Source organism: Sphingomonas sp. DG1-23, assembly GCF_030730875.1.
In the GTDB taxonomy this organism is placed as follows: Bacteria; Pseudomonadota; Alphaproteobacteria; order Sphingomonadales; family Sphingomonadaceae; genus Sphingomonas.
The window spans coordinates 39,317-61,314 of record NZ_JAVAMA010000010.1 but is presented as its reverse complement, the minus strand read 5'-3'; the positions used below and the strand labels follow the sequence as shown (position 1 = coordinate 61,314).

The following is a 21,998-nucleotide window of genomic DNA, read 5'->3' as shown; positions in this document are numbered from 1 at the left end:
ATTCGTTACAGCTAGAATCACCATACCCGGTCAGTGGGCAACCGGGCGGGTGAGACGCTTAGATGATCCTCGAATGCAGCCAGTGCCGGACGCGGTACCTCGTTCCCGACAGCGCGATCGGAGCCGAGGGGCGCACGGTGCGGTGCGCGAGCTGCAAGCACAGCTGGTATCAGGCGCCGGCAATTGGCGACCTCGCCACGCGCGCCGCGCCGGCCGAAAGCCGCCCTGCGCCGGGCGCGGTAGCGGTCGCGGAGCGTCCGCGCGCGCAGGCGCAACTCCAGCCGGACGGCTTCACCGCGCGGTCGAGCCCTGCCCGTGGTCAGGCCGCCCCGCCCGTGCCAGCTCCCGTCGCTGCCCGTGCCGCGCCCGAGCCGCGGGTCGAGCCACCCGCGCCGCGCGTCTACGAAGATCCGATCGCCGAGGCGCCGCCCGAATATGATCCGTTCGCCCCGCCGCCGCGCTTCAAGCCCCGTCGCAATCCGGCTAGGCGCTGGACCGCCGCTGCGGTGATCGCCGGCGTGTCGATGCTGCTCGGCACCGGCGCCATCCTCTATTCGGGCGCGCCGGGCATCGCCGCGCAACTCGGTCTCGGCATCGGCGGCGAGGCCGAGACGCCGCTTCGTTTCACCGACAAGAGCGTCGAACTGCGCAACATGCCCAATGGCAGCGAGGCGTTCGTCGTCTCGGGCAAGGTGATCAATCCCACCGGCGATCCGCAGCGCGTGCCCGACATCCGGGTCGAGCTCCGCGACGGTGCCGACCAGCTCGTCTATAGCTGGCGGATCACCCCCGAGAACCGCGCGCTGGGCCCCAGGGCTTCGCTCGACTTCACCGGCGCCAAGCTCGACGTTCCGCCCAATGCCAAGGTCGTCGAGCTCAGCTTCGCGAGCGAAATCGGCGGCTGATCCAGCCGAGCCGCAGGCCGTGGAGCAAGGCGGCGGCGACCATTCCAAGGCCAGAGGCGAGCACCAGTCCGTTCGGCCCATAGCCGCCATGGACCAGCAGCACGCCCAATCCGCCGGTGATGACGAAGAATGCGAGGATGCCGTTGACGCCGGCGATCACCTGATCGCCGAGCGAGCGCAGCGCATAGACGAACACCACCTGCACCCCGTCGAACAGGATGAACGGCGCCCATAGCACCAGCATCGCGGCGGCGAGGCGATGCACCGGCTCGGTCGCGGGGAAGACCGCGACCACCGGCAGCGCCAGCACGATCAGCGCCAGCGACAATATGCCCGTTGCCAGCGCCGCCAGCATCGCGGCGATCGCGGTCCGCCGTGCCGCCTGCCCGGGCACGCCTTCACCCACGGCATTGCCGACGCGCACGCCCGCCGCCGAGCCAAGCCCCAGCGCCACGGCAAAGGTGACGTTGTGGATCGAGAAGACGATCTGGAAGGCATGCGCGGTCGTCGCGTCGATCCGGGTCGAGAGCGCGATCAGGATCGCGAAGCCGATCAGTTCGAGCCCCGAGGCGATCGCCGGCACCACGCCGAAACAGGCGAGCCGCCATGCTCCCCGCCACGAATCGCGGCTGCCGAGCTCGGTCAGGTCCTGCACGCCGCGCTGTCCCGCACGCGGCAAGGTCCACGCCGCGACGACCATGCCGATCGCGCCGAGCGCCGAAGCGATCGCAGTGGCCAGCGCCGCGCCGACTGCGCCCATCACCGGCGAGCCGAGCTGCCCGGTGGCGAGCACCCATGCCAGCACCGCGTTGACCGGCAGGACCGACAGATTGACCATTGTCACCCGCCGCGGCCGGCTCACCCCTTCGAGGAAGAAACTCGCGGCGACGATGATCAGCTGGAACGGATAAGCGAGCGCCATCACTTGCACCACGTCCGCCGCGGCGGGCGCGGTGGCCGGGGCGACGCCGAGCCCGAGCAGCATCGGTTCGGGCCACAGGAACAATGCGAGCCCGCTGGTCAGCCCGAGAATCAGCGCGAGCAGCATGCCCTGATGGAAAACCCGTCCGGTCTCGCGCAGCTCGCCGGCACCGTCGGCGCGCGACACATAGACGAGGATTCCGGTCAGCCAGCCCAGCCCGACCACGATTCCCGGAAAGGTCAGCGACCGGCTCGCGCCCAATGCCGCTGCCTCGCCGGTGCTCACCAATCCGACCACCGCGACATCGGTGACATGCAGGATCGTCCAGTTGAGGCTGGTCAGCACTACCGGCCAGGCGAGCGCGAGGATGCGGCGCATCTCGGCGGAGAGGGAAGGGGAGAGCAACATGCGGGCCGCCGCGTGTAGGCGTATCTGCGGATTCGCGAAAGCGTGCGACGATGGGTTGCGTGGGTCGAAACGCTTTGCTAGGGGCCGCGCCTTACCAGACGCCGGGAGCCTCCCGGCGAGTTTCACGTGCGGTCGTGGCGGAACTGGTAGACGCGCAACGTTGAGGTCGTTGTGGCCGAAAGGCCGTGGAAGTTCGAGTCTTCTCGACCGCACCAGAAACCCCCGGGCGCCGCAGCGCGGCCCCGATTTTTTCTCCAGCTCTGGCACAATTTTGCGACAAGTCGCTTGTAGCCAACCGGTGAACGCGCCCGCTCAGGGCTGCGCGCCTGTGTTGGAGTAGACGGAATGGTGAAGTGGGGATGCGCGATCGGCGCGCTGATGGTCGGTGCGCCGCCGATGGTGGCGAACGCGCAGGACCAGGCCATGCCCGCATCTGCGACCCAGCCCGGTGCCGTGCAGGATCAGGCTGCCCCAGCGACGCAAGGTCAGCCGCCGGCCCCCGCGGAGGAAGCCGCCGAGGACAGTGCCAATGAGGAGATCGTCGTCACCGGTCAGTTGCGCGGCACGGTCCCCGGCGACATTCCGCCCGAGGTCCAGCTCAACCCGGCCGATATTCGTGCGTATGGCGCGTCGAACGTCGCCGAACTGATCGGCCAGCTGTCGGCGCAGCTTGGCACCGGTCAGGGGCGCGGCGGCGAGGCGCCGGTGATCCTGCTCAGCGGCCGTCGCGCCAGCATGGGCGAGGTTCGCGATCTGCCGCCCGAGGCGATCGAGCGCATCGACATCCTGCCCGAGGAAGTGGCGCTCAAATATGGGTACAGCGCCTCGCAAAAGGTGATCAATTTCGTCCTGCGCCGGCGCTTCCTCGCGCTCACCACCGAGATCGAGGGGCGCACGCCCACCGCGGGGGGGAATGCCGGCGGCAAGGGCGAGGCCAAGCTCGACAAGATCCGCCGCGACGACCGGCTGTCGCTCAACCTGCTCTACGATCAGTCGTCGGGCATTCTCGAGAGCGAACGCGGCGTCTCGCGCGCCGGTTCTTCGCTGTTCGACACCCGCGGCAATCTGGTCTTCGACGGCGAACCGTCCACCGCCGTCGGGGTGCCGGAAGCCGCAGCAGCCGGCCCGCTGGCTGCGAGCGCCTTTGCGGGTGCGCCGAACCGTACCGACGTCACGCCGTATCGCACGCTGGTGAGCCCGCAAAAGAAGCTCAACCTCAGCGGAGTCTATCGCCGCCCGCTGTCGCCCAAGATCAGCGCCGCCGCGACCGTCGCATTGGAGGGGACCGAGAGCCAGTCGCTGCTCGGGCTCCCCGGGATCACGCTCGATCTGCCCGCCGGCAATCCGTATTCGCCGTTCGCCGAGGACGTTGCGCTGCTGCGCTATGTCGGCCAGTCGCCGCTGACGCGCTCGAACAGCAGCCGCAATGCCGAGCTCGGGCTCACCGTGAACGGCGACGGTACGCCTTGGGCGGACAGCTGGCGCTGGTCGTTCCAGAGCAATTACGAGCTCAATACGACGCAGTCGATCACCGATAACGGCGTCGATCCGTCCGCGATGCAGGCGCGGCTCGATGCGGGGGATCCCGCCTTCAATCCCTTCGCGGCGCTTCCCGCGAGTCTGATCCGCAGCCGCCCGTTCGATACCGCCAACACGCGGTCGAGCACCGGCCGGATCGACATGCTCACCAACGGTCCGTTGTTCCGGCTGCCCGCCGGCAACGTCAATGCCAGCATCCGCGTTTCTGGACAGACCCGCGATTTTTCGAGCGAGAGCTTCCGGCGCGGCATCGCCAGTTCGGCCGACATTTCGCGCGACAGCGCCAATATCCGCGGCAATCTCGATCTGCCGATCGCCAGCCGGCGCAACGCGGTGCTCGACGCGATCGGCGATTTCTCGCTCAACGCCAATTTCGAAGTCGAGCAGCTTTCCGATTTCGGGCGGCTCACCGCCACCGGCTATGGCTTCAACTGGTCGCCGATTCCGCAAGTCCGCGCGCTGGTCAACTGGACGCAGGACAGCAATGCGCCGAGCCCGCAGCAGCTCGGCAATCCGACGGTGACCACGCCGAATGTCCGCGTCTTCGATTATGTCCGCGGCGAGAGCGTCGACATCACCACGATCACCGGCGGCAATCCCTCGCTTCGGGCCGACAGCCGGCACGTGTTCAAGGCCGGGCTCAATATCCGCCCGTTCACCGAGACCAATCTGACGATCATCGCCAACTATACCAATCAGCGCTACCGCAACACGCCGGGCAATCTTCCCGGCGCCACGGCAGAGGTCGAGGCGGCATTCCCCGACCGCTTCGTGCGCGATGCCGACGGGCAATTGCTGAGCATCGACTATCGCCCGGTCAATTTCGCCAGCTACGACCATTCCGAACTGCGCTGGGGCTTCAATCTGTTCGTGCCGATCGCCTCGCCGGCGCAAAAGCGCATGCAGGCGCGCCGTACCGCGTTCCAGGCTGCGATGGCCGAATCGCGGCGCACCGGCCAGCCGCTGCCTCCCGAAATGGCCGCGCAGCTCGACCAGTTTCGCCGGCTGGGCCAGCAGCAGAGCCTGTTCGGCGGCAACCAGCGCGGCCAGGGGCAGCGCCAGCAGGGCCAGGGCCAGGCGCAGGGCGGCGAGCGGCCGCAAGGCGAGGGCGCACCGCAAGGCGGCGCTCCCGGCGCCGGACAGGACCGCGGACCGGGTCGCGGGCCGGGCGGCGGCTTTGGTCCGGGTGGCGGTGGCGGTGGGCGCGGCTTTGGCGGCCGTGGTGGCGGTTTCGGCGGCAACACGCTGCAGTTCAGTCTCTTCCACACCTGGGTCTTCCGCGACCAGCGCGTGATCCGGGCGGGGCTTCCGGTGCTCGATTATCTCGACGGCGCCGCGCTCGGCAGCAACGGCGGCACCCCGGCGCACAAGCTTGAATTCCAGAGCGGCATCCAGCGCGACGGCTATCGGCTGCGGCTCGAGGGCAGCTGGGAGAGCGGCACCGACGTGACCACCGGCGCGCTCGGCAGCACCGACCGGCTCGATTTCGGCAGCCTGACCAAGGTCAATCTGGTCGCGCAGGCCGATCTCGGCCAGCAACTCGATCTGCTGCTCAAGCATCCGTGGCTGCGCGGCACGCGAGTCAGCTTCCGCGTCGACAATCTGTTCGATACGCGGCGGCGGGTGACCGATGGCACCGGCGGCACCCCGCCCGCCTATGAGCCCGATCTGCTCGATCCCACCGGCCGCGTCGTCCGGCTCAGCATTCGCAAGCAGTTCTTCTAGGGCTCAGCGCGAGGCCATGATCGGCTGCTTGATCCGCCGTTCGAAGCGGCCGCCGCCTTTGTCCTGCTCCATGATCCGCCGGTAGAGCAAAGTGATCGAGACGCGGCGGTTGCGCGGATCGGTCGGGGTCTCGACGATCAGCGGCTCGCGGTCGGCGACGCCTTCGATCCGCTCGAAGCGCATCTCGGGCACCCCGCCGCCCGAAAGCCGGCGCCGGGTCGCCTCGGCGCGGCCGCTGGAGAGCATCCAGTTGTTCATGTTGCGCGGATCGCCATAGCCGAGGCTGTCGGTATGGCCGCGGATCATGATCGGATTCTCCATCCCCGCGATGCTCTCGGCGATCGTGCCGATCAGCGCGCTGGCGTCGCTGACCAAAGCGGTCGTGCCGAGATCGAACATCGAATATTTGGCGTCGTCGAGCAGGTCGATCCGCATCCCGTCGCGGGTCGCGACGAAGCGGATATGCTTGGCGAGCTTGGCCAGCTGCGGCCGCGACCGCATCTTGTTCTGGATCGATTTGGCGGTCTGGTTGAAATTCTTCTGGTCCTGCTCGGTCAGCGCGCGCTGGTCCTTGAGCGTGCCCTTCTCGCCGGTGCCGACCTCCTTGCCGCCGACCCCGCCGACCGGGACGGTGAGCGATTTGGTGCCGGTCTGCGAGGCTTTGTTGGGGTAATTGTCCTTGGCGTTGAGCGCATCGCCGCCGAACAGCCCGTTCGAACCCGCGCTGTTCTGGCGCAGCTCGACCAATGTCGGCGCGAAATAGTCGGCCAGCGCCTTGCGCTGCTTCTCGGTGGTCGCGCCGAGCAGCCAGAGCAGCAGGAAGAACGCCATCATCGCGGTCACGAAATCGGCATAGGCGACCTTCCATGCGCCGCCGTGATGGCCGCCATGGCCTTCGACGAAGATCTTCTTGACGATGATCTTCGGCGGCTGGTTCGATCCGTGGGGCGCGCGCGCTGCAGCCATGACGTCAGCGTCCGCGCAAGCCGTCGAACACTTCGCCGAAGTTCGGCTGGTTGTGATGCGCGATGCCCGAGCGTGCCGCCTCGATCACCAAAGGTTGCGGATGGCCGTGGAGCGAGGCGATGATGATCTGCTTGACGGTGTGATAGATCGCCGCGTCGGCGTCGATCACTTGCTGGAGCCGGGTCGCGAGCGGTCCGACGATGCCGTAAGCGAGCAAAACGCCGAGAAAGGTACCGACCAGCGCCGATCCGATCATCCCGCCGAGGATGCTCGGCGGCTTGTCGATCGAGCCCATCGTCTTGACCACCCCGAGCACCGCCGCGACGATGCCGAGCGCGGGCAGCGCGTCGGCAAGACCCTGCAAGGTCGTCTGCGGCCCCTGCACTTCGTGGTGATGGGTCTTGATCGCATTGTCCATCACCTCTTCGACCGCATGGACGTCGAGCGTGCCGCTGGAGACCACGACGAGCCGCAGCGTATCGGTGATCAGGTTGATCAGCGTGTGATCGGCGAGCAGGCGCGGATATTCGGCGAACATGGCCGAGGACTTCGGGTCCTCGACATGTGGCTCGAGCGCGATCGGCCCCTCGGTGCGCAGCATCTTCATCAGCTTCGAGACGAGGAAGATCGTGTCGAGATAATCCTGCTTCTTGTATTTCGGGCCCTTGACGACCTTCATGAAGCCGCTGCCCAGCGCCTTCAGTTCCTTCATCGAATTGCCGATGATCAGCGCGCCGATCGCGGCCCCGCCGATGATCAGCATCTCGTGGGGGAGGGCATGGAGCACGGGCCCGAGCGCGCCGCCGGTGATGACGAACCCGCCGAACACCATCGCGATCAGGACGACAAAGCCGATCAGCACGAACATGCGACTAAACTTCCCCCTGTGCCGTCATTCGGCCACTCGCTTTGGTAAACGACCGCTTCGCCGTAAGTTTGAGCGGAAAATCGCGGTCTTGGCGCCTGCCCTCAGAGATAGTCGAACAGCGACAGGCTCGACAGCTTTGAGAAGCTCGCCTGCGTCGCCTGCAGGATCGTCAGCGTCTTCTGGAGCTCGGTGACGGCGACGGTGACGTCGGTATCCTCGAGCGCCGAGCGTACGTCCTCGCGCGCTTCGCCGGCGGCGGTCAGCCGGTCGGCATCGAGCTCGAGCCGCGCCGAGCGCGCACCCGCCGACGCCCGCGCAAGGGTCACGCTCTCCAGCGACCCCTTGATCCCGGTGAGCGCGCTATCGGCTGCCGCCTTGACGTCGCCGCCGGCATTCAGCGCGGTGGCGAAGTCGGCAAGCACCGCGAACATGTCGCTCCCGCCGCTGGCGAAGGCGCGGTCCCCGGTCACCGTGCCCTGCACCCCGGTGCCTTCGCCGATCGGGATCGCCGAGGGCTCGCCGCTGCCGGCGAAGTCGATCGATCCATCCGCCGCTTTCACATAAGCGACATCGCCGCTCGCGCCGCCGAACAAAGGCTGGCCGCGCACGTCCATGGTGTTGGCGAGCCCGAACAGCGTGTCGCGGATCGATTCGAGTTCCTTGCCGATCGCCGCGCGATTGGTGTCCGAAAGCGTGCCGTTTGCCGCCTGGGTGGCGAGCTCCAATGCGCGCGTCAGCTGCGCCTCGACGCTCTCGAGCGTGGTGTCGGTCTGGGCGAGCAACCCCTGCGCCATGCCGATATTGGCGGCCCAGGCGCCGTCGTTGGCGCTCTGCCGGCTGATCCCCTGCAGCCGCAGATAGGCGCCCGGATCGTCCGAAGGCGCGAGCAACTTCTTGCCGGTGGCGATCTGGATCTGGGTCCGGTCGGCATCGGCGGTCAGCCGCGTCATCAGCGATGCGGGACGATTGTAGAGCTGCGAAGTCGCGACGCGCATGGTCAGCCTCACCGGATCTCGAGGATGGAATTGAGCGTCTCGCGCGCGATCTGGATCACGCGGCTCGACGCCTGATAGGCCTGTTGGAAGCGGATCAGATCGACTGCTTCCTCGTCGACATTGACCCCCGTCGCTGCGGCGCGCTCGGCAATTGCGGAATCGCGCATCGCGGTCTGCGCTTCGGCGACCGACTTGCGCGCCGAGAGCGCGGCGGCGTTGGCCGACGTGACGCTGGCGATCGTGTCCTCGAACCGGCCGCTGCCGCGCAGCGCCTCCAGTCCGGCGAGATTGCTGTTGTCGCGGATGCCCGCGCCGTTCGCCGCCGCGGCGATGCCGCGCGGATCGTCGAGCACGAGCGCAAGCTGGTACGCCGGATCGCCGATTGCGAACATCGGCCCGCCGCTGTTCCCGTCGAGATCCTCGCCGGCGGCCTGCACCGTATTGATACCCTCGGCGAATGCCGTGGCGAGCCTGTTCACTTCGTCCATCGCGCCGGCGATGCGCTCGGCGCCCTCCGCGAAGCCGGCGAGCGCACCGCCGCTCGGGAATGCGGCGCTGCCCTCGCCCTGAAAGTGCAGCGTGTAGGCGACCAGTCCTTCGTCGCTGCGCTGATACGTGATCGCGCCGGTATTCTCGCCCTGGACGAGTATCGGCCCGGCGACGCTGCCGACGCGGACGACTGCGCGCCCGGCAGGATCGGTCATCACCGAGACGTCGGTGATCGCGCTCATCTGCTCGAGCAGCCGGTCGCGTTCGTCGAGCAACGCGGCCTGGCCGCTGGTGCCTTCCTGCTGGCGGCCGAGTCCGGCATTGACCCGGCCGAGCGACCGCGCGAGCGCGTTGAGCCCGGTGGTTGCGGCCTCGGCGCTCTTGTCGAGATCCTCCATCGCGCCGTCCAGCGCGGCGCCGGTGGCGGCGAAGGACGAGGCGATGCTCGACGCCGCCTCGATCATCGCGGCGCGCGGCGCCAGCGAGGCCGGATCGGCGGCGACGGCCTTGGCCGAATTGAAGAAGGTCGTGAGGCGATCGCCCAGCTTGTTGCCGGTGAGCGACTCCTCGACGCGCTGTAGCCAGGTCGCCCCGGCCTCGGTCTTGGCGAGGTCGGCGGTCGCGGTGCGTACCTCGGCGGTCTTGTAGACGTCGGCGGCACGGGTCAGCCCGCGTGCGACCACGCCCATGCCCTGCGCCGTACCGGTGGTGATCCCGGCCGGAGCGACGACCTCGCGAATATCGGTGGTCCTGCGCGAATAGCCGGCGGTGCCGGCGCTCGCGATGTTCTCGGACACCGTGGTGAGCGCGGTCTGATAGGCCTTGAGGCTCGACAGACCGATCGAGAGCATGTCGCTCATGGCGTGCTGCTCCCCTCAGCCGCGGGAGCCAGCGAAGCGTTCCGGGCGAGGAACTCGGTCATCGCCCTGCCGATCCCGATCGGCGCATGCGCCGCCATCGCCTGGGCGAGCTGCTGGTCCTGCATATCGCGGAACTGCTCGCTTGCCTTGCTGTCGAACAGTCCGTCGCCGAGCTTGGCCGCGCGCATCGACTTTAGCATCATGCCGGTGAAGATCGCCTCGAAGCGCTTGCCGGCGGCGTCGAGATTGTCGCTCGACGCCAGCCGCGACGTGTCGGTCGACACGCCGCCGCTCATGCTCGCGATCGGGGCGGAGACGCTGCTCACAGGATCACCAGCTCGGCCTTGAGCGCACCGGCCTCCTTGAGCGCCTCGAGGATCGCGACGAGGTCGGCCGGCGAAGCCCCGATCGCGTTGACCGCCTTGACCACGTCGGCCAGCCTGGGCCCGGGCTGCATCAGAAACATCGGCTTCTTCTCCTCCTCGACGCTCAGCGCGCTGTGCTGCTCGGTGACGGTCTCGCCCTTACTGAACGGCAGAGGCTGGCTGACATTTTGGGCCTCATCGATACGAACGGTGAGTTTACCATGCGTCACCGCGGCGGGGCTGACCCGGACGGCGGAGTTGATCACCACGGTGCCGGTGCGGGCATTGACGATGACGCGCGCCCGCGCCTCGGCCGCCTCGACCGGCAGATTCTCGATTTCCGACATCAGTTCTGCGCGGACATCGGCGCCGACCGGCGCCTGCACGGCGATCGACACGCCGTCGATCGCGCGGGCGCGCGCGGTGCCGAAACGCCCGTTGATCGCGTCCTGCACGCGCTGGGCAGTGGTGAAGTCGGCGCGGGCAAGGTTGAAGGTCAGGAACGGCGCACGATCGAAACCGGTATCGACCATCCGCTCGACGGTGGCGCCCTCGGGGATGCGGCCGCTGGAAGGCGTGTTGACGACGATCTTCGAGCCGTCGGCACCATCCGCGCCGAGCCCGCCGACCGCGAGATTGCCCTGCGCCATCGCATAGATCTGCCCGTCGGCGCCCTGCAGCGGGGTGAGGATCAGCGTGCCGCCGCGCAGGCTCTTGGACTTGCCCATCGAGGAGACGGTGATGTCGAGCTTCTGCCCGGGCTTGGCGAAGGGCGGCAGCTCGGCGGTGATCATCACCACCGCGGCGTTCTTGAGCGCGGGGCTCACGCCGGGCGGCAGCTGGAGGCCGAAGCGCGAAGCGACGCCCTTCATCGACTGGACGGTATATTCGAGATTGTCGTCGCCGGTGCCGGGCAGGCCGACGACCATGCCATAGCCGGTGAGCTGGTTGGTGCGAATTCCCTGGAAGCCGCCCAGATCCTTGACGCGCTGGGCGTGGGCGGGAGCGATGGCGGCGAACAGCGCCAGGAGGGCAAGCGCCATTCCCCTCCCTGAAAGGGAGGGGTTGGGGGTGGGTAGCGAGCGCAGCGAGCATGGTCCGGCTGCCGCGAAGGGCCCCCGGCCCCTCTTTTTCAGGGAGGGGAGCAAGAAGGAGAGATTGCGGATCATGGCTGCGGCCCTTTTCAAAACGGGCTGAGGATCTGGAAGAACCGGCTCAGCCAGCCCTGGCGGCTGGCGCGGGCGACGTCGCCCTTGCCGGTATAGGCGATGCGGGCGTCGGCGACGCGCGTGCTGGCGACGCGGTTGTTGGCGTCGATATCGGCGGTGCGGACGATGCCCTTGATCTGGAGGAACTCGTCACCGCGATTGAGGGTGACGCGCTTCTGGCCCTGCACCAGCATCGTGCCGTTGGGATAGACTGCCGCCACCGTCACGCTGACTTCGCCCGACAAGGCGTTGGCCTGATCGGCAGTGCCGGTGCCGGTGAAGTTGCGGCCGCCGCTCATGCTCGCGTCGCTCTTGTCGAACAGGTTGAGCGCGCCGGTGGTCGGCGGAGTCAGCGAAAAGCCGCCATTGCTGTCGAGCTTGGTGCCGGCCGATTTGGAGGCGCTGGTCCGCTCGACCAATACGATCGTCAGCGGATCGCCGACGCGGCGCGCGCGCATGCCTTCGTACAGTGCGGCATAGCCTTCGCCGGGCTGGAAGATGCTGCCGTTGGCCGGCGCTGCGACGGGCACCGGCGCGGGATAGGTCGCGGAGAAATCCTCCTTCGCCTTCTTCTTGCCGATGCCGAGGAACTGCGCCTTGGCGGGAGCGCTGGTGAAGGCGAGCGCGGCGACGACGAGCGCGCCGGTGGCGAGGCCGGTGAGGAACTTCATCGCGGCCGCCTCAGATGTTCTGATTGACATATTTGAGCATCTCGTCGGTCGCCGAGATCATCTTCGAATTGACCTCATAGGCGCGCTGGGTCTCGATCATGTCGACCAGCTCCTCGACGACATTGACGTTCGAAGCCTCGAGCGCGCCCTGGCGGATCTTGGCGCGGCCCGCTTCGTTGGGCGCGCCGAGGCTGGCAGCGCCGCTCGCAGTCGTCTCGATCAGGAAATTGTCGCCGGTCGCCTGCAGTCCGCCCGGATTGGGGAAGGTCGCGACCTGGATCTGGCCGAGCTGGCTCGCCTCGGTCTGCCCCGCGACCTGTGCCGAGACGGTGCCGTCGGCGCCGATGGTGATCCCGGTGGTGCCTTCGGGGATCGTGATCCCCGGCATCACCTGATAGCCGTCGCTGGTCACCATCATGCCCTCGGCCGAGCGCGAGAAATTGCCCGCGCGGGTGTAACCGAGCTGGCCGCCGGGCAGCTGGACCTGGAAATAGCCTTCGCCTTCGAGCGCGAGGTCGAGCGAGCCGCCGGTATTCTGAAAAGTGCCCTGCGTCTCGACCCGCGCGGTGCCCTGGATGCGCACGCCGGTGCCGAGATTGAGCCCGGTGGCATACTTCGTCTCCGCGGTGCTCTGCGCGCCCGGCGCGGTCACCACCTGATAGGCAAGCGTCTGGAACGAGGCGCGGTCGCGCTTGAACGCAGTCGTGTTGACGTTGGCGAGGTTGTTCGAGATCACCCGCATGCGCATGTCCTGAGCGTCGAGCCCGGTGCGCGCGATGTGCATTGCCGAGGAACCCATCGTCTAATCCTTCTCGTTCAGGCGGGCATCCGCATCAACGATGCGGCGCTCTCGTCCATGGTCTTGGCTTCCTTGAGCAGGCTGGCCTGCACTTCGTAGCTGCGCTGGTTCTCGATCATGTCGACCAGCGCCTGGGTCAGGTTGACGTTCGATTGCTCGAGCGCTCCCGAGGCGAGCTTGGCGTCCAGATCCTCGGGCAGCACGCCGCCGCCCTTGACGTGGAGGAGGTTGTCGAGACCCTTGGCAGTCTGGCTGCCTGCGGGGCTGGCCAGCTTGATCTTGTCGATCGCCTGCGGCTGGGTCGGATCACCGCCGAGCGGCACGATCGAGACGGTGCCGTCTTCGGCGATGGCGATCGATTGATGGGGCGGCACGGTGATGGGGCCCCCCGACCCCATCACCGGGAAACCGTCGCCGGTTTCCAGCACGCCCGAGGCCGCGACGGAGAGGTCGCCGCGCCTCGTATAGGCTTCGCTGCCGTCCGCGGCCTGCACCGCGATCCACGAATCGGAAGTCACCGCCACGTCGAGCGGCCGCGCGGTCTGGACGATCGTCCCCGCGCGCCGGTCGAAATCCTCGACTTCCTCCGCGGCGAGCTGGCGTGTCTCGAGTCCCTGGCCCTGCAGCACCAGCCGGTCGAAATTGACTCGCTCGGCGCGGAAGCCGATCGTCGACGCGTTCGCGATGTTGTTCGCGATCGTCGACTGCGCCGCCATCTGGCTGCGCAGCCCCGACATTGCGGTGTAGACGAGGCGGTCCATGCGATGTCTCCCTCAGCCTTTCGTCAGCTGCGGATGTTGAAAATCGTCTGCGAGATCTGGCTCGCGGTATCGAGCGCCTTGGCATTCGCCTGGAAGTTGCGCTGCGCCGCGATCAGTCCGACCAGCTCCTCGGTGATGTCGACGTTCGAGCGCTCGATCGCGCCCGCCATCAGCCCGCCGAAGCCGTTGGCGCCGGGCTCGCCGAGCCGCGGCTCGCCCGACAGGCCCGAGGCCGACCAGGTGCTGCTGCCGAGCTGGCGCAACCCGGTGGGATTGGAGAAGCTGGCGAGCACCACCTTGCCCAGCGCCTGGCTGTCGCCGTTGGAGAAGCTCGCGCGTACCGTGCCGTCGTCGGCGATGGTGACGCCTTCGAGCTGGCCGACCGGCGAACCGTCCTGCGAGCTCGCGTCGATGCTGAACGGCGAATAAACCTGCGTGGTCGCATCGCCGAAATCGAGCGTGATCATCTGCTCGGTGGTCGCGCCGGGGGCGAGGAAGCCCTGGAACTGGGTCGGCCCGCTCGGCGCGGTGAGTTTGCCGGTGGCATCGAAGGTCATCGAGATCGGCTGGATGTCGTCGGGATCGGTTCCCGAATTGAGCTGCTTGTCGCCGACGAACGAATAAGCGGTCCACGCGCTGGTCGGGTCCGCCGTGGTCGGCGTCGTCTCGCGGACGAAATAGGTGGTCAGGGTCAGCGCGTTGCCATTGGCGTCGTAGATCGTGGTCTGCGCCGAATGGTTGTAGGTCGCCGGATCGAACCGGTCGAAGGCATAGGGCACGTCGGTCCAGCGATCGTCCTCGGACGGGATGATCGAATTGGCGTTGAGGTTGAGCGACAGGGTCACGTCCTCGGTCGCCTCGGGCTTGCCGCTGATCTGCGGCAGCCGCAGGCTGACCGTCGAGGCGATGCCGGTCGCGACCACCGCGCCCGAGCCGTCGACCGGATAGACCTGCAATTTGTTGCCCTGCGCGTCGACGACATAGCGGTCGGAATCGACGAGGAAGCTGCCGTTGCGGGTGAACGACACGTTGTTGCTCGCGTCGCTGCCCTTGACGATGAAGAAGCCCTCGCCCGAGATCGCGACGTCGAGCGCCGACGACGACTGGGTGAAGCCGCCCTGGCTGAACTGCTGGCGGACCGACTTCACCACCGTGCCCGAACCGACCATCTGGGTGGGGTTCGAGTTCGAGGTCGAGGCGATCACGTCGGCGAATTGCGTGGTCGAGCGCTTGAAGCCGTTGGTCGAGACGTTCGCGAGGTTGTGCGAGATCGTCGACATCTCGGTCTGGGCAGCCTGGAGCCCGCTCAATGAAGTGAAGAAGGACATGTGCGTTACTCCTTGGGGTCAGCCGACTTGCCAGACGGCATCGAGGGGGACCTGGCCGATGCCAGGAAGCGTGAGGACGGGCTTGCCGTCGGATCCGAGCGAGACGGTGGAGACCGGCGCCCAGACCAACGGGGCCGCATCGACCTTGGCGCCGGCGTTGAGCGCGGCGACCTTGACGGTATAGGGGCCGGCACCCGCATCGGCGCCGTTGTCGGTCTTGCCGTCCCAGTCGAACGCGACGGCGCCCGCGGCCTGCTTGCCGAGCGCGATCGTCTTCAGCGGCTTGCCGTCGGCGTCGCTGATCGTGACGTTGACGTCGGTGGCGTCCTTGGCGAGCGCGACGGCGCCGGCGATCCCGCCGCTCTCGCGCGGATACGCGATCGAGCCTTCGGTGAGCACCGTCTTGCCGACATAGCCGAGCGCGTCGCCGAGCGAGGTGCTACCCAGCTTGGCGGCGATCGCTTTCAGGGTCGTGCCCATCTCGGTGATCCCGGAGAGCGACGAGAATTGCGCCATCTGGGCGACCATCTGGGTGTTGTCGACCGGCTCGAACGGATCCTGGTTCTTGAGCTGCGCAGTCATCAGCGTCAGGAAATCGCTCTGGTCCATCTCGGTCTTGCCGAGGCCCGAGGTGTCCTTGGTCCCGGTGTTCGAGGCCGAGCCCGAAGCGCCGTAGCGGTTGACGCCCAGAGTCTGCAGCGTGCTATCGAAATCCATGATCAGCGGCCCAATTTGAGGGTGTCGACGATCAGCTGCTTGGCAGTCTGCATGACCTCGACATTGTTCTGATAGGTGCGCGACGATTCGAGCATGTCGACGAGCTCGCGGGTCTCATCGACCGCGCTCTCCCAGACATTACCGTCCGCGTCGGCGAGCGGATTGCCCGGATCGTAGCGCTTGGTCGGCTCGGCGCCGGCGGTGACGATCTGCTCGACATCGACGGTCGAAAGGCCCGAAGCCGCGTCGAAGGCGCTGCGGAACACCGGCTTGATCGTGCGATATGCGGCCTCGGGGCTCGATGCGACGGTACCGGCGTTGGCGAGGTTCGACGCGGTGGTGTTCATTCGCAGCAATTGCGCGCTCATCGCGCGGCCGGAGACCTGGAAGATCGAGAGCGGCTGATCGGCCATGCTCATTCTCCTCGGAGCGCGCGGGTGATCGTCGAGATGCGGCCATTCAGGAACGACAGGGTCGTCTGATAGGCGACGGCATTCTCGGCAAAGGCGGTCTGTTCGGTGGCGAGCTCGACGGTGTTGCCGTCCTGGCTCGGCTGGAGCGGAACACGATAGAGCGTCGCGGAGTCCATCGCGGCGTCGCGCGAGATCCCGGGGGTCTCGATCGAGGCGAGCGCGGCCTGGAAGTCAACGTCCTTCGCCTTGTACCCCGGGGTTGATGCATTGGCGATGTTCGACGCGAGCACGCCCATGCGCTGCGAGCGCACGGTCAGCGCTGCGCCGTGTACGCCGAAGAGGCTGTTATTGGGCATTGCACGTCTCCCGCACAAAAGTTCGGGCGTGTCGCTGCAATGGCCGTGCCAATTTGCGGCAAGGCGTGCCGGGCGCTCGATTTGCCTCTATGCGAGGGAGGGGCGGCAAGGGTTTGCCGGTCGAGCGGCAACGGGCTGCCGCGACGGACCACTCTCTATCCACGGCATCCCGGCGAAAGCCAGGGCCTCGTGCGGCTCCCTACCCACGCCTTCGCCCGAGGTCCCGGCGTTCGCCGGATGACGATGAAGATTGGCCCGCGCCTTGCAACCGGGAGCGCATGAACTTCGCGCCTTTCATAGATCCGATCGCGCTTGCCATCGTGCTCGGCGGTACGGTGGTCGCCATCCTGCTGCGGACTCCGCTAGGCGATCTCGGCCGCGGCATCGCGGCATTGGGGACGCTCGGGCGCCGCCGCTTCGATGCCGAGCCCTTGCTCGCGCAGATCGGCGCCTTCACCCGCATCACGCGCCGTCACGGCGTGATCGCGCTCGATCGCGCGGTGATCAGCGACCCCGATATCGCGGCCGCGATCGCCGAAATCGTCGACGGCGCCGCGCCCGAACGGATCACCCTGCTGCTCGATCAGCGCCGCCTCGCCCGGCTCGAGCGGCACCGCGCCGCTGCCGAGATGTGGAGCGCCGCCGCCGATATCGCCCCGGCGATGGGCATGATCGGCACGCTGATCGGGCTCGTCCAGATGTTCACGGCGATGCGCGATCCGGCGACGATCGGCGCGGCGATGGCGGTCGCGTTGCTCACTACGCTATATGGTGCGGTCGTCGCCAGCCTGATCGCCGCCCCGGTGGCGGCGCGGCTCAAGCGCCACGCGCGCCACGAGGCGCAGGAGCGCGCCCGGATCGTCGCGCCGCTTGCCGAGCTCGCCACCGTCCAGCCGCGCCATGGCGCGCAGGAGCTTGCGGCATGATCGCCGAAGACGATCTTCCCGCGCGGCCGATCTGGCTGACCACGCTCGCCGACCTTGCCTTGCTGCTGGTTGGTTTCTTCGTGCTGCTCCAGGCCAATCAGGTCGATGCCAATACGCTCGCCGCCGGCTTTCGCGCGGGCTTCGGCGTCAAAGAGAATGCCCCGGCGATGCCGGTCGATCTCGCCACGGTGAGCGGGTTTGCGACTGGTTCGGCACAGCTTCCCGACGCCAGTGCCGCGCTCGGCTGGGCACACGCCGCCGCGGCCGACCCGCGCACGCGGCTGCGTATCATCGGCGAAGTCGACGGCAGCGCCGCCGATGTCGACCCGCTCACCGGCAGCGGGCCGATCCTCGCCGCCGATCGCGCCCGCGCGGTCGCCGCCATGCTCATCCGGTCGGGCGCCGTCGCGCCCGAGCGCATCGCCATCGCCACTGCGCGCGGTCACCGCCGCGCAGTGCTTTCGCTCGGTTATGACGGGGGCCGGCAATGATCTGCCGCCCGGCAACCCGCTCTTGCCGCTCCGTTTCGCTCGAGGAGACGACCATGCTGCTGTCCTTGGCGCTTGCCGCCGCCACGCCCGCCGCCGCGCAGGATTTCCAGTCGACCCCGGTTCTCGACGCGATCGTCGCCCAGTTCACCGGCGTCGGCATAGGCGAGCAAGGCGGCGCGCGCACGCCGGTGGACAAGAGACTCAGGCTTCAGGCTTGCGCCGCGCCCCAGCTCGAATGGCGCAGCGCGGCGAAGGATGCCGTGGTGGTCCGCTGCATGGCGCCGGCGTGGCGGATCTATGTGCCGGTCGATGCGGTGCCGCAGCCGAGGCCCGTCCCGGACTCGGCAGCGCCGGCGCCCGTCGTCGCGGTCAAGGCCGCGCCGGTGATCCGCCGCGGCGATCCGATCACGGTGGAGGCCGGCTCGCCCGGCTTCTCGATCTCGCGCGACGGCATCGCGATGGGCGACGCCGCCGCCGGCGCACGACTGATGGTCAAGGTCGACGACAGGAAGCCGCCGATCCAGGCAGTCGCGCTCGAACCGGGTCGCGCGCGGCTCCCCGGTTGGGCCGAATGATTTTTTGCTAAAGGCCTCGATAAAGCGGCCGTTCCTATCGCTGCAGGATTAGTTTCCCGAGGAAGCAGCAATGGTGGATCCCATCGGCAACAAGGCAGGCGCGGTCGCTGACCGTCGTATTGCGCCGGTCGCTCCCGCCGCTCCGGTGGAGGTGGCGAAACCGGTCTCCGGCGGGGTCAGGCCCGTCGAATCGAGCGCCGCGGCGCTGTCGAGTTCGATGGCCGCCAAACCCCCGGTCGACGCCGAGCGCGTCGCCAAGATCCGCAAGGCGATCGAGGACGGCAAATTCCCGATCTACCCTTCGACGATCGCCGACCGGCTGCTCGCGCTCAAGCTCGAATGGAGCCCCAATGACCCGGCGTGACGCGCTGATCCATGTCATCGAATCGCTTCACGCCGAAATCGCGGCGCTGAAGGCGAACGACGTCGCCGCGCTCGAAGCGGCGACGCGCGCGAAGCTTTCGGGAATCGACACGGTCGCACTCTACGAAGGCGATGCGCCCTCGCCCGAGGTCAAGGAACTCGCCGCCGAGGCGCACCGCCTCAACGAGACTTGCCGGATTTACGTCAATCTGATGGCGGCAAATGTCCGCCGCCGCCTGCAACTTCTTTCCGGCGAGACGGCGCCGGCCTATCGGCCGGGTGGATATGCGCTAGCCTGAGGTCCGACTGGCACGGTCCTTGCTGATCTGCGCCCTATCAAGGGCAATCGGATCAGGGGTCGATGAGCATCGTATCGGTCAACAGCAAGGCAGGCATCCAGACGGCAATCGCCGCCGCCAGCCGCAAGACCGGAATCGACTTCAACTATCTGCTGGGTCAGGCGCAGGTCGAGAGCGGCATGCGCGCCAATGCGCGCGCCACCACTTCCAGCGCCACCGGCCTCTATCAGTTCATCGAGCAGAGCTGGCTCGGCGTGATGAAGAATCATGGCGCCGAACATGGTCTCGGCTGGGCGTCGGATTCGATCCGGCAGACCGCGAGCGGCCGCTATGTCGTCAGCGATCCCGCCACTCGCCGCGCGATCCTCGACATGCGCAGCGATCCGGGTACCGCCGCTTTGATGGCCGCCGAGCATGCCTCGGACAACAAGGCCGCGCTCGAGCAAAGGCTCGATCGGCCTGCCACCGGCACCGATCTCTACATGGCGCATTTCCTGGGGCAGGGCGGCGCCGCCAAATTCCTCGGCGCGATGGAAAGCAATCCGGGCCGCACCGGCGCGGCGATGTTCCCCGCCGCCGCGCGCGCCAATCGCAGCATCTTCTACGCCTCGAGCGGCCAGCCGCGCACGCTGGGCGAGATTTATTCGCGCTTCGCCGGCAAGCTCGATCAGGGCGCCGCTGCGGTCGGCGCCCCCGGGCGGGCCTCGGACGGCTTCGATGCGCTCTCCAACGGGCTCGACGCTTTCGGCGCCGACATGGAGGGCGCCGAAGTCGTGCTCGGCAACAACGCGGTCGATAGCGACCGCCACTGGGTCGAGACGACGCTCGCGCAGCTCAAGGCCGCACGCGGCAACACCGAACTGGCCGGCGGCGCGTGGCTCGAGTCGCTGCGGCCGACGCCCGAGACCGCCAAGCTCGCTTATCTGATGCTCGCCAGGCTGGGGGCCTGATCCGCGTGAACGGTCCGACGCTCCCCGCCGGCCTCGCGCCGGCACTCCGCAGCTTCTCGCTTCCCGGCGCGATCCTGTTGCTGGTCGCCTTGCTGGTCGTGCCGATCCCGGCCTTCCTGCTCGACATCTTCTTCATCATGAACATCATGATCAGCCTCGCGGTGCTGATGGTGGCGCTGAACGCGCAGAAGCCGCTCGATTTCTCGGCCTTCCCAACCGTGTTGCTGTTCGCGACTCTGTTCCGCCTCGGCCTCAACGTCGCCTCGACGCGCGTGGTGTTGGTCAACGGGCATGAGGGCGGCGCCGCGGCGGGCCATGTCATCGAGGCGTTCGGCACCTTCCTGATCGGCGGAGACTATGTCGTCGGCATCGTCGTGTTCGCGGTGCTGATGATCATCAACATGATCGTCGTCACCAAGGGTGCGGGCCGCGTCTCCGAAGTCAGCGCACGCTTCACCCTCGACGCCTTGCCCGGCAAGCAGATGGCGATCGATGCCGATCTCAACGCCGGTCTGATCACGCCGGACGAAGCACGCGCGCGCCGCATCGAAGTATCGACCGAAGCCGATTTCTACGGCGCGATGGACGGTTCGTCCAAGTTCGTGAAGGGCGATGCGATCGCCGGGCTGCTGATCCTCGCGATCAACATCGTCGGCGGTCTGATCCTCGGCGTGGTCAGCCACCAGATGACGGTCGGCGACGCCGCGCAGGCCTATATCATGCTCGCGATCGGCGACGCCCTGGTCGCGCAGCTGCCGGCTCTGGTGCTGTCGATCGCCGCAGCCGCGATCGTCACCCGGGTCAATTCGAAGCACGATCTCGCCGGCCAGATCGGCAGCCAGTTCGGCAGCCACAAGACCTGGACCCCGGTCGCGGTGATCCTCGGCCTGCTCGGGGTGATGCCCGGCATGCCGCATCTGGTGATCCTGCCCGCCGCCGCCGCCGCCGGGTTCGCGGCGTGGAAGATGCGCGCGCACGCCAATCGCCCGCCGCCGCCCGAGCCGGTTGCCGAGCCCGCCGATCTCTCGAAGATCGGCTGGGAGGAAGTCACCGACAACATGCAGGTGATGCTCGACATCGGCTACGGGCTCGTGCCTTTGGTCGACGAGCGCCGCGGCGGTCCGCTGATGGGCCGGATCACCGGGGTGCGCCGCCAGCTCTCGAAGGAGCTCGGCTTCGTCATTCCGCAGGTCCGCGTCCGCGACGACATCAATCTGTCCCCCTTCACCTATCGCATCGTCATCGGCGGCGTCGTGGTCGGCGAGGACAGCGTCTCGCCCGACGAGATGCTCGCGCTCGATACCGGCCAGGCGGTGGGCAAGCTCCCCGGCAAGCCGGTGCGCGACCCGACCTTCGGACTCGACGCGGTCTGGGTCGCCAGCGGCGACGCCGATGCCGCGACCGGCGCCGGCTATCTCGTCGTCGATCCAGGCACCGTCGTCGCGACGCATCTCAATCACGTCCTGATCCAGAACGCCGCCGACCTGCTCGGCCCCGACGAGGTCCAGGCATTGCTCGACGGGCTCAAGGACCGTGCCGCGTCGCTGGTCGCGGCGCTGTGCCCGCAGCCGGTGCCGCTCACCACGCTCACCACGGTGCTGCGCGGGCTGCTGATGGAGAATATCCCGCTCAAGGAATTCCGCCGGATCGCCGCCGCGATCGCGGTGTCCGCGCAGAAGACGCTCGACGCCGAGGAGGTCCTCGAGCTGATCCGCCCCGATCTCGGCCCGCTGATCATCCAGCGGCTGTGCGGGGTGCGTGAGCCGTTGCGCGTGATGACGCTCGAAGGTCAGCTCGAATCCCTGCTGGGGCAGGCCGTGCGATCGGATCCGTCGCGCCGCCACACGATCGAGCCCGATCTCGGCCGCCGCATCGCCGATGCGCTCCAGCGCGCCGCCGCGCCGCTGATCGCCGATGCCAAGCCCTTCGCATTGGTCGTCCAGCCGGCGATCCGCGTCGCGATCCGCAAGCTGATCAGATCCATCCTTCCCGACACGCCGGTGATGAGCTTCTTCGAAGTGCCCGAAGACAAGGCCGTCGAAGTCGTCGCGGTGATCGGTGCGCCGGAGGCGCTGCCCGCATGAACGCCTACTCCCCGG

23 protein-coding genes and 1 tRNA gene are annotated in these 21,998 nt (G+C 67.8%); 10 read left to right on the top strand and 14 right to left on the bottom strand.

Going from position 1 to position 21,998, the window contains the following annotated elements:
- Positions 1 to 62 precede the first annotated feature (62 nt).
- Positions 63 to 905: an MJ0042-type zinc finger domain-containing protein gene (locus tag Q9Q95_RS15895; RefSeq protein ID WP_306098124.1), complete on the top strand. Its 843-nt coding sequence runs from the start codon at positions 63 to 65 to the stop codon at positions 903 to 905.
- Here Q9Q95_RS15895 and Q9Q95_RS15890 read toward each other — a convergent pair.
- Positions 877 to 2,235 (bottom strand): MATE family efflux transporter, encoded by a 1,359-nt coding sequence (locus Q9Q95_RS15890; RefSeq protein WP_306098123.1) that lies wholly within the window; start codon positions 2,233 to 2,235, stop codon positions 877 to 879. The genes Q9Q95_RS15895 and Q9Q95_RS15890 overlap by 29 nt on opposite strands.
- A gap of 128 nt (positions 2,236 to 2,363) precedes the next feature.
- On the opposite strand from Q9Q95_RS15890, the gene Q9Q95_RS15885 reads away from it, so the two are divergent.
- Together Q9Q95_RS15885 and Q9Q95_RS15880 are read left to right on the top strand one after the other, a co-directional pair.
- Positions 2,364 to 2,450, top strand: a tRNA-Leu gene (locus Q9Q95_RS15885).
- A 130-nt stretch (positions 2,451 to 2,580) separates the two neighbouring features.
- Positions 2,581 to 5,499: a TonB-dependent receptor gene (locus Q9Q95_RS15880; protein ID WP_306098122.1), complete on the top strand. Its 2,919-nt coding sequence runs from the start codon at positions 2,581 to 2,583 to the stop codon at positions 5,497 to 5,499.
- A 3-nt stretch (positions 5,500 to 5,502) separates the two neighbouring features.
- Here Q9Q95_RS15880 and Q9Q95_RS15875 read toward each other — a convergent pair whose 3' ends face one another.
- From Q9Q95_RS15875 to flgB, 13 genes are all read right to left on the bottom strand, one after another.
- On the bottom strand, positions 5,503 to 6,465 hold the full coding sequence (locus tag Q9Q95_RS15875) for a flagellar motor protein MotB (protein WP_306098121.1): 963 nt from the start codon (positions 6,463 to 6,465) through the stop codon (positions 5,503 to 5,505).
- Between the two features lie 4 nt (positions 6,466 to 6,469).
- Complete coding sequence (gene motA / locus Q9Q95_RS15870) at positions 6,470 to 7,333, bottom strand: flagellar motor stator protein MotA (RefSeq protein ID WP_306098120.1); 864 nt, start codon at positions 7,331 to 7,333, stop codon at positions 6,470 to 6,472.
- A 101-nt stretch (positions 7,334 to 7,434) separates the two neighbouring features.
- Positions 7,435 to 8,328, bottom strand: coding sequence for a flagellar hook-associated protein FlgL (flgL, locus tag Q9Q95_RS15865; RefSeq protein ID WP_306098119.1), 894 nt, complete (start codon positions 8,326 to 8,328; stop codon positions 7,435 to 7,437).
- An 8-nt stretch (positions 8,329 to 8,336) separates the two neighbouring features.
- Complete coding sequence (gene flgK, locus Q9Q95_RS15860) at positions 8,337 to 9,677, bottom strand: flagellar hook-associated protein FlgK (protein WP_306098118.1); 1,341 nt, start codon at positions 9,675 to 9,677, stop codon at positions 8,337 to 8,339.
- Positions 9,674 to 10,003, bottom strand: a complete 330-nt coding sequence (locus Q9Q95_RS15855) for a rod-binding protein (RefSeq protein WP_306098117.1) — start codon at positions 10,001 to 10,003, stop codon at positions 9,674 to 9,676. The genes flgK and Q9Q95_RS15855 overlap by 4 nt, the downstream gene beginning before the upstream one ends.
- Positions 10,000 to 11,085, bottom strand: a complete 1,086-nt coding sequence (locus Q9Q95_RS15850) for a flagellar basal body P-ring protein FlgI (protein WP_306098116.1) — start codon at positions 11,083 to 11,085, stop codon at positions 10,000 to 10,002. The genes Q9Q95_RS15855 and Q9Q95_RS15850 overlap by 4 nt, the downstream gene beginning before the upstream one ends.
- A gap of 140 nt (positions 11,086 to 11,225) precedes the next feature.
- Positions 11,226 to 11,921, bottom strand: coding sequence for a flagellar basal body L-ring protein FlgH (locus Q9Q95_RS15845; protein ID WP_306098115.1), 696 nt, complete (start codon positions 11,919 to 11,921; stop codon positions 11,226 to 11,228).
- A gap of 10 nt (positions 11,922 to 11,931) precedes the next feature.
- Complete coding sequence (flgG, locus tag Q9Q95_RS15840) at positions 11,932 to 12,720, bottom strand: flagellar basal-body rod protein FlgG (RefSeq protein WP_306098114.1); 789 nt, start codon at positions 12,718 to 12,720, stop codon at positions 11,932 to 11,934.
- A 17-nt stretch (positions 12,721 to 12,737) separates the two neighbouring features.
- Positions 12,738 to 13,481: a flagellar basal-body rod protein FlgF gene (gene flgF / locus Q9Q95_RS15835; RefSeq protein WP_306098113.1), complete on the bottom strand. Its 744-nt coding sequence runs from the start codon at positions 13,479 to 13,481 to the stop codon at positions 12,738 to 12,740.
- 23 nt (positions 13,482 to 13,504) lie between these two features.
- Entirely contained in the window at positions 13,505 to 14,809 is a 1,305-nt protein-coding gene (locus tag Q9Q95_RS15830; RefSeq protein WP_306098112.1) for a flagellar hook protein FlgE, read from the bottom strand.
- A gap of 18 nt (positions 14,810 to 14,827) precedes the next feature.
- Positions 14,828 to 15,526, bottom strand: coding sequence for a flagellar hook assembly protein FlgD (locus tag Q9Q95_RS15825; RefSeq protein WP_371876790.1), 699 nt, complete (start codon positions 15,524 to 15,526; stop codon positions 14,828 to 14,830).
- Positions 15,527 to 15,528: 2 nt separating this feature from the next.
- Positions 15,529 to 15,939, bottom strand: a complete 411-nt coding sequence (flgC, locus tag Q9Q95_RS15820) for a flagellar basal body rod protein FlgC (RefSeq protein WP_306098111.1) — start codon at positions 15,937 to 15,939, stop codon at positions 15,529 to 15,531.
- 2 nt (positions 15,940 to 15,941) lie between these two features.
- Positions 15,942 to 16,295, bottom strand: coding sequence for a flagellar basal body rod protein FlgB (gene flgB / locus Q9Q95_RS15815; RefSeq protein WP_306098110.1), 354 nt, complete (start codon positions 16,293 to 16,295; stop codon positions 15,942 to 15,944).
- A 278-nt stretch (positions 16,296 to 16,573) separates the two neighbouring features.
- On the opposite strand from flgB, the gene Q9Q95_RS15810 reads away from it, so the two are divergent.
- The 7 genes from Q9Q95_RS15810 (at position 16,574) to flhA (ending at position 21,983) form a co-directional block, all read left to right on the top strand.
- On the top strand, positions 16,574 to 17,221 hold the full coding sequence (locus Q9Q95_RS15810) for a motility protein A (protein ID WP_306098109.1): 648 nt from the start codon (positions 16,574 to 16,576) through the stop codon (positions 17,219 to 17,221).
- Positions 17,218 to 17,712 carry a flagellar motor protein MotB gene (locus Q9Q95_RS15805; RefSeq protein WP_306098108.1) on the top strand — a complete coding sequence of 165 codons (495 nt, stop codon included), beginning with the start codon at positions 17,218 to 17,220 and terminating at the stop codon, positions 17,710 to 17,712. Before Q9Q95_RS15810 ends, Q9Q95_RS15805 begins: the two co-directional genes overlap by 4 nt.
- Before the next feature lie 53 nt (positions 17,713 to 17,765).
- Entirely contained in the window at positions 17,766 to 18,287 is a 522-nt protein-coding gene (locus Q9Q95_RS15800; protein WP_306098107.1) for a flagella basal body P-ring formation protein FlgA, read from the top strand.
- Positions 18,288 to 18,357: 70 nt separating this feature from the next.
- Positions 18,358 to 18,651 (top strand): flagellar biosynthesis anti-sigma factor FlgM, encoded by a 294-nt coding sequence (flgM, locus tag Q9Q95_RS15795; protein WP_306098106.1) that lies wholly within the window; start codon positions 18,358 to 18,360, stop codon positions 18,649 to 18,651.
- On the top strand, positions 18,638 to 18,949 hold the full coding sequence (locus Q9Q95_RS15790; RefSeq protein ID WP_306098105.1) for a flagellar protein FlgN: 312 nt from the start codon (positions 18,638 to 18,640) through the stop codon (positions 18,947 to 18,949). Before flgM ends, Q9Q95_RS15790 begins: the two co-directional genes overlap by 14 nt.
- A gap of 62 nt (positions 18,950 to 19,011) precedes the next feature.
- A complete protein-coding gene (locus Q9Q95_RS15785; protein ID WP_306098104.1) occupies positions 19,012 to 19,899 on the top strand; it encodes a lytic transglycosylase domain-containing protein in 888 nt (295 codons plus the stop codon).
- 5 nt (positions 19,900 to 19,904) lie between these two features.
- A complete protein-coding gene (flhA, locus tag Q9Q95_RS15780; RefSeq protein WP_306098103.1) occupies positions 19,905 to 21,983 on the top strand; it encodes a flagellar biosynthesis protein FlhA in 2,079 nt (692 codons plus the stop codon).
- Positions 21,984 to 21,998 lie beyond the last annotated feature (15 nt).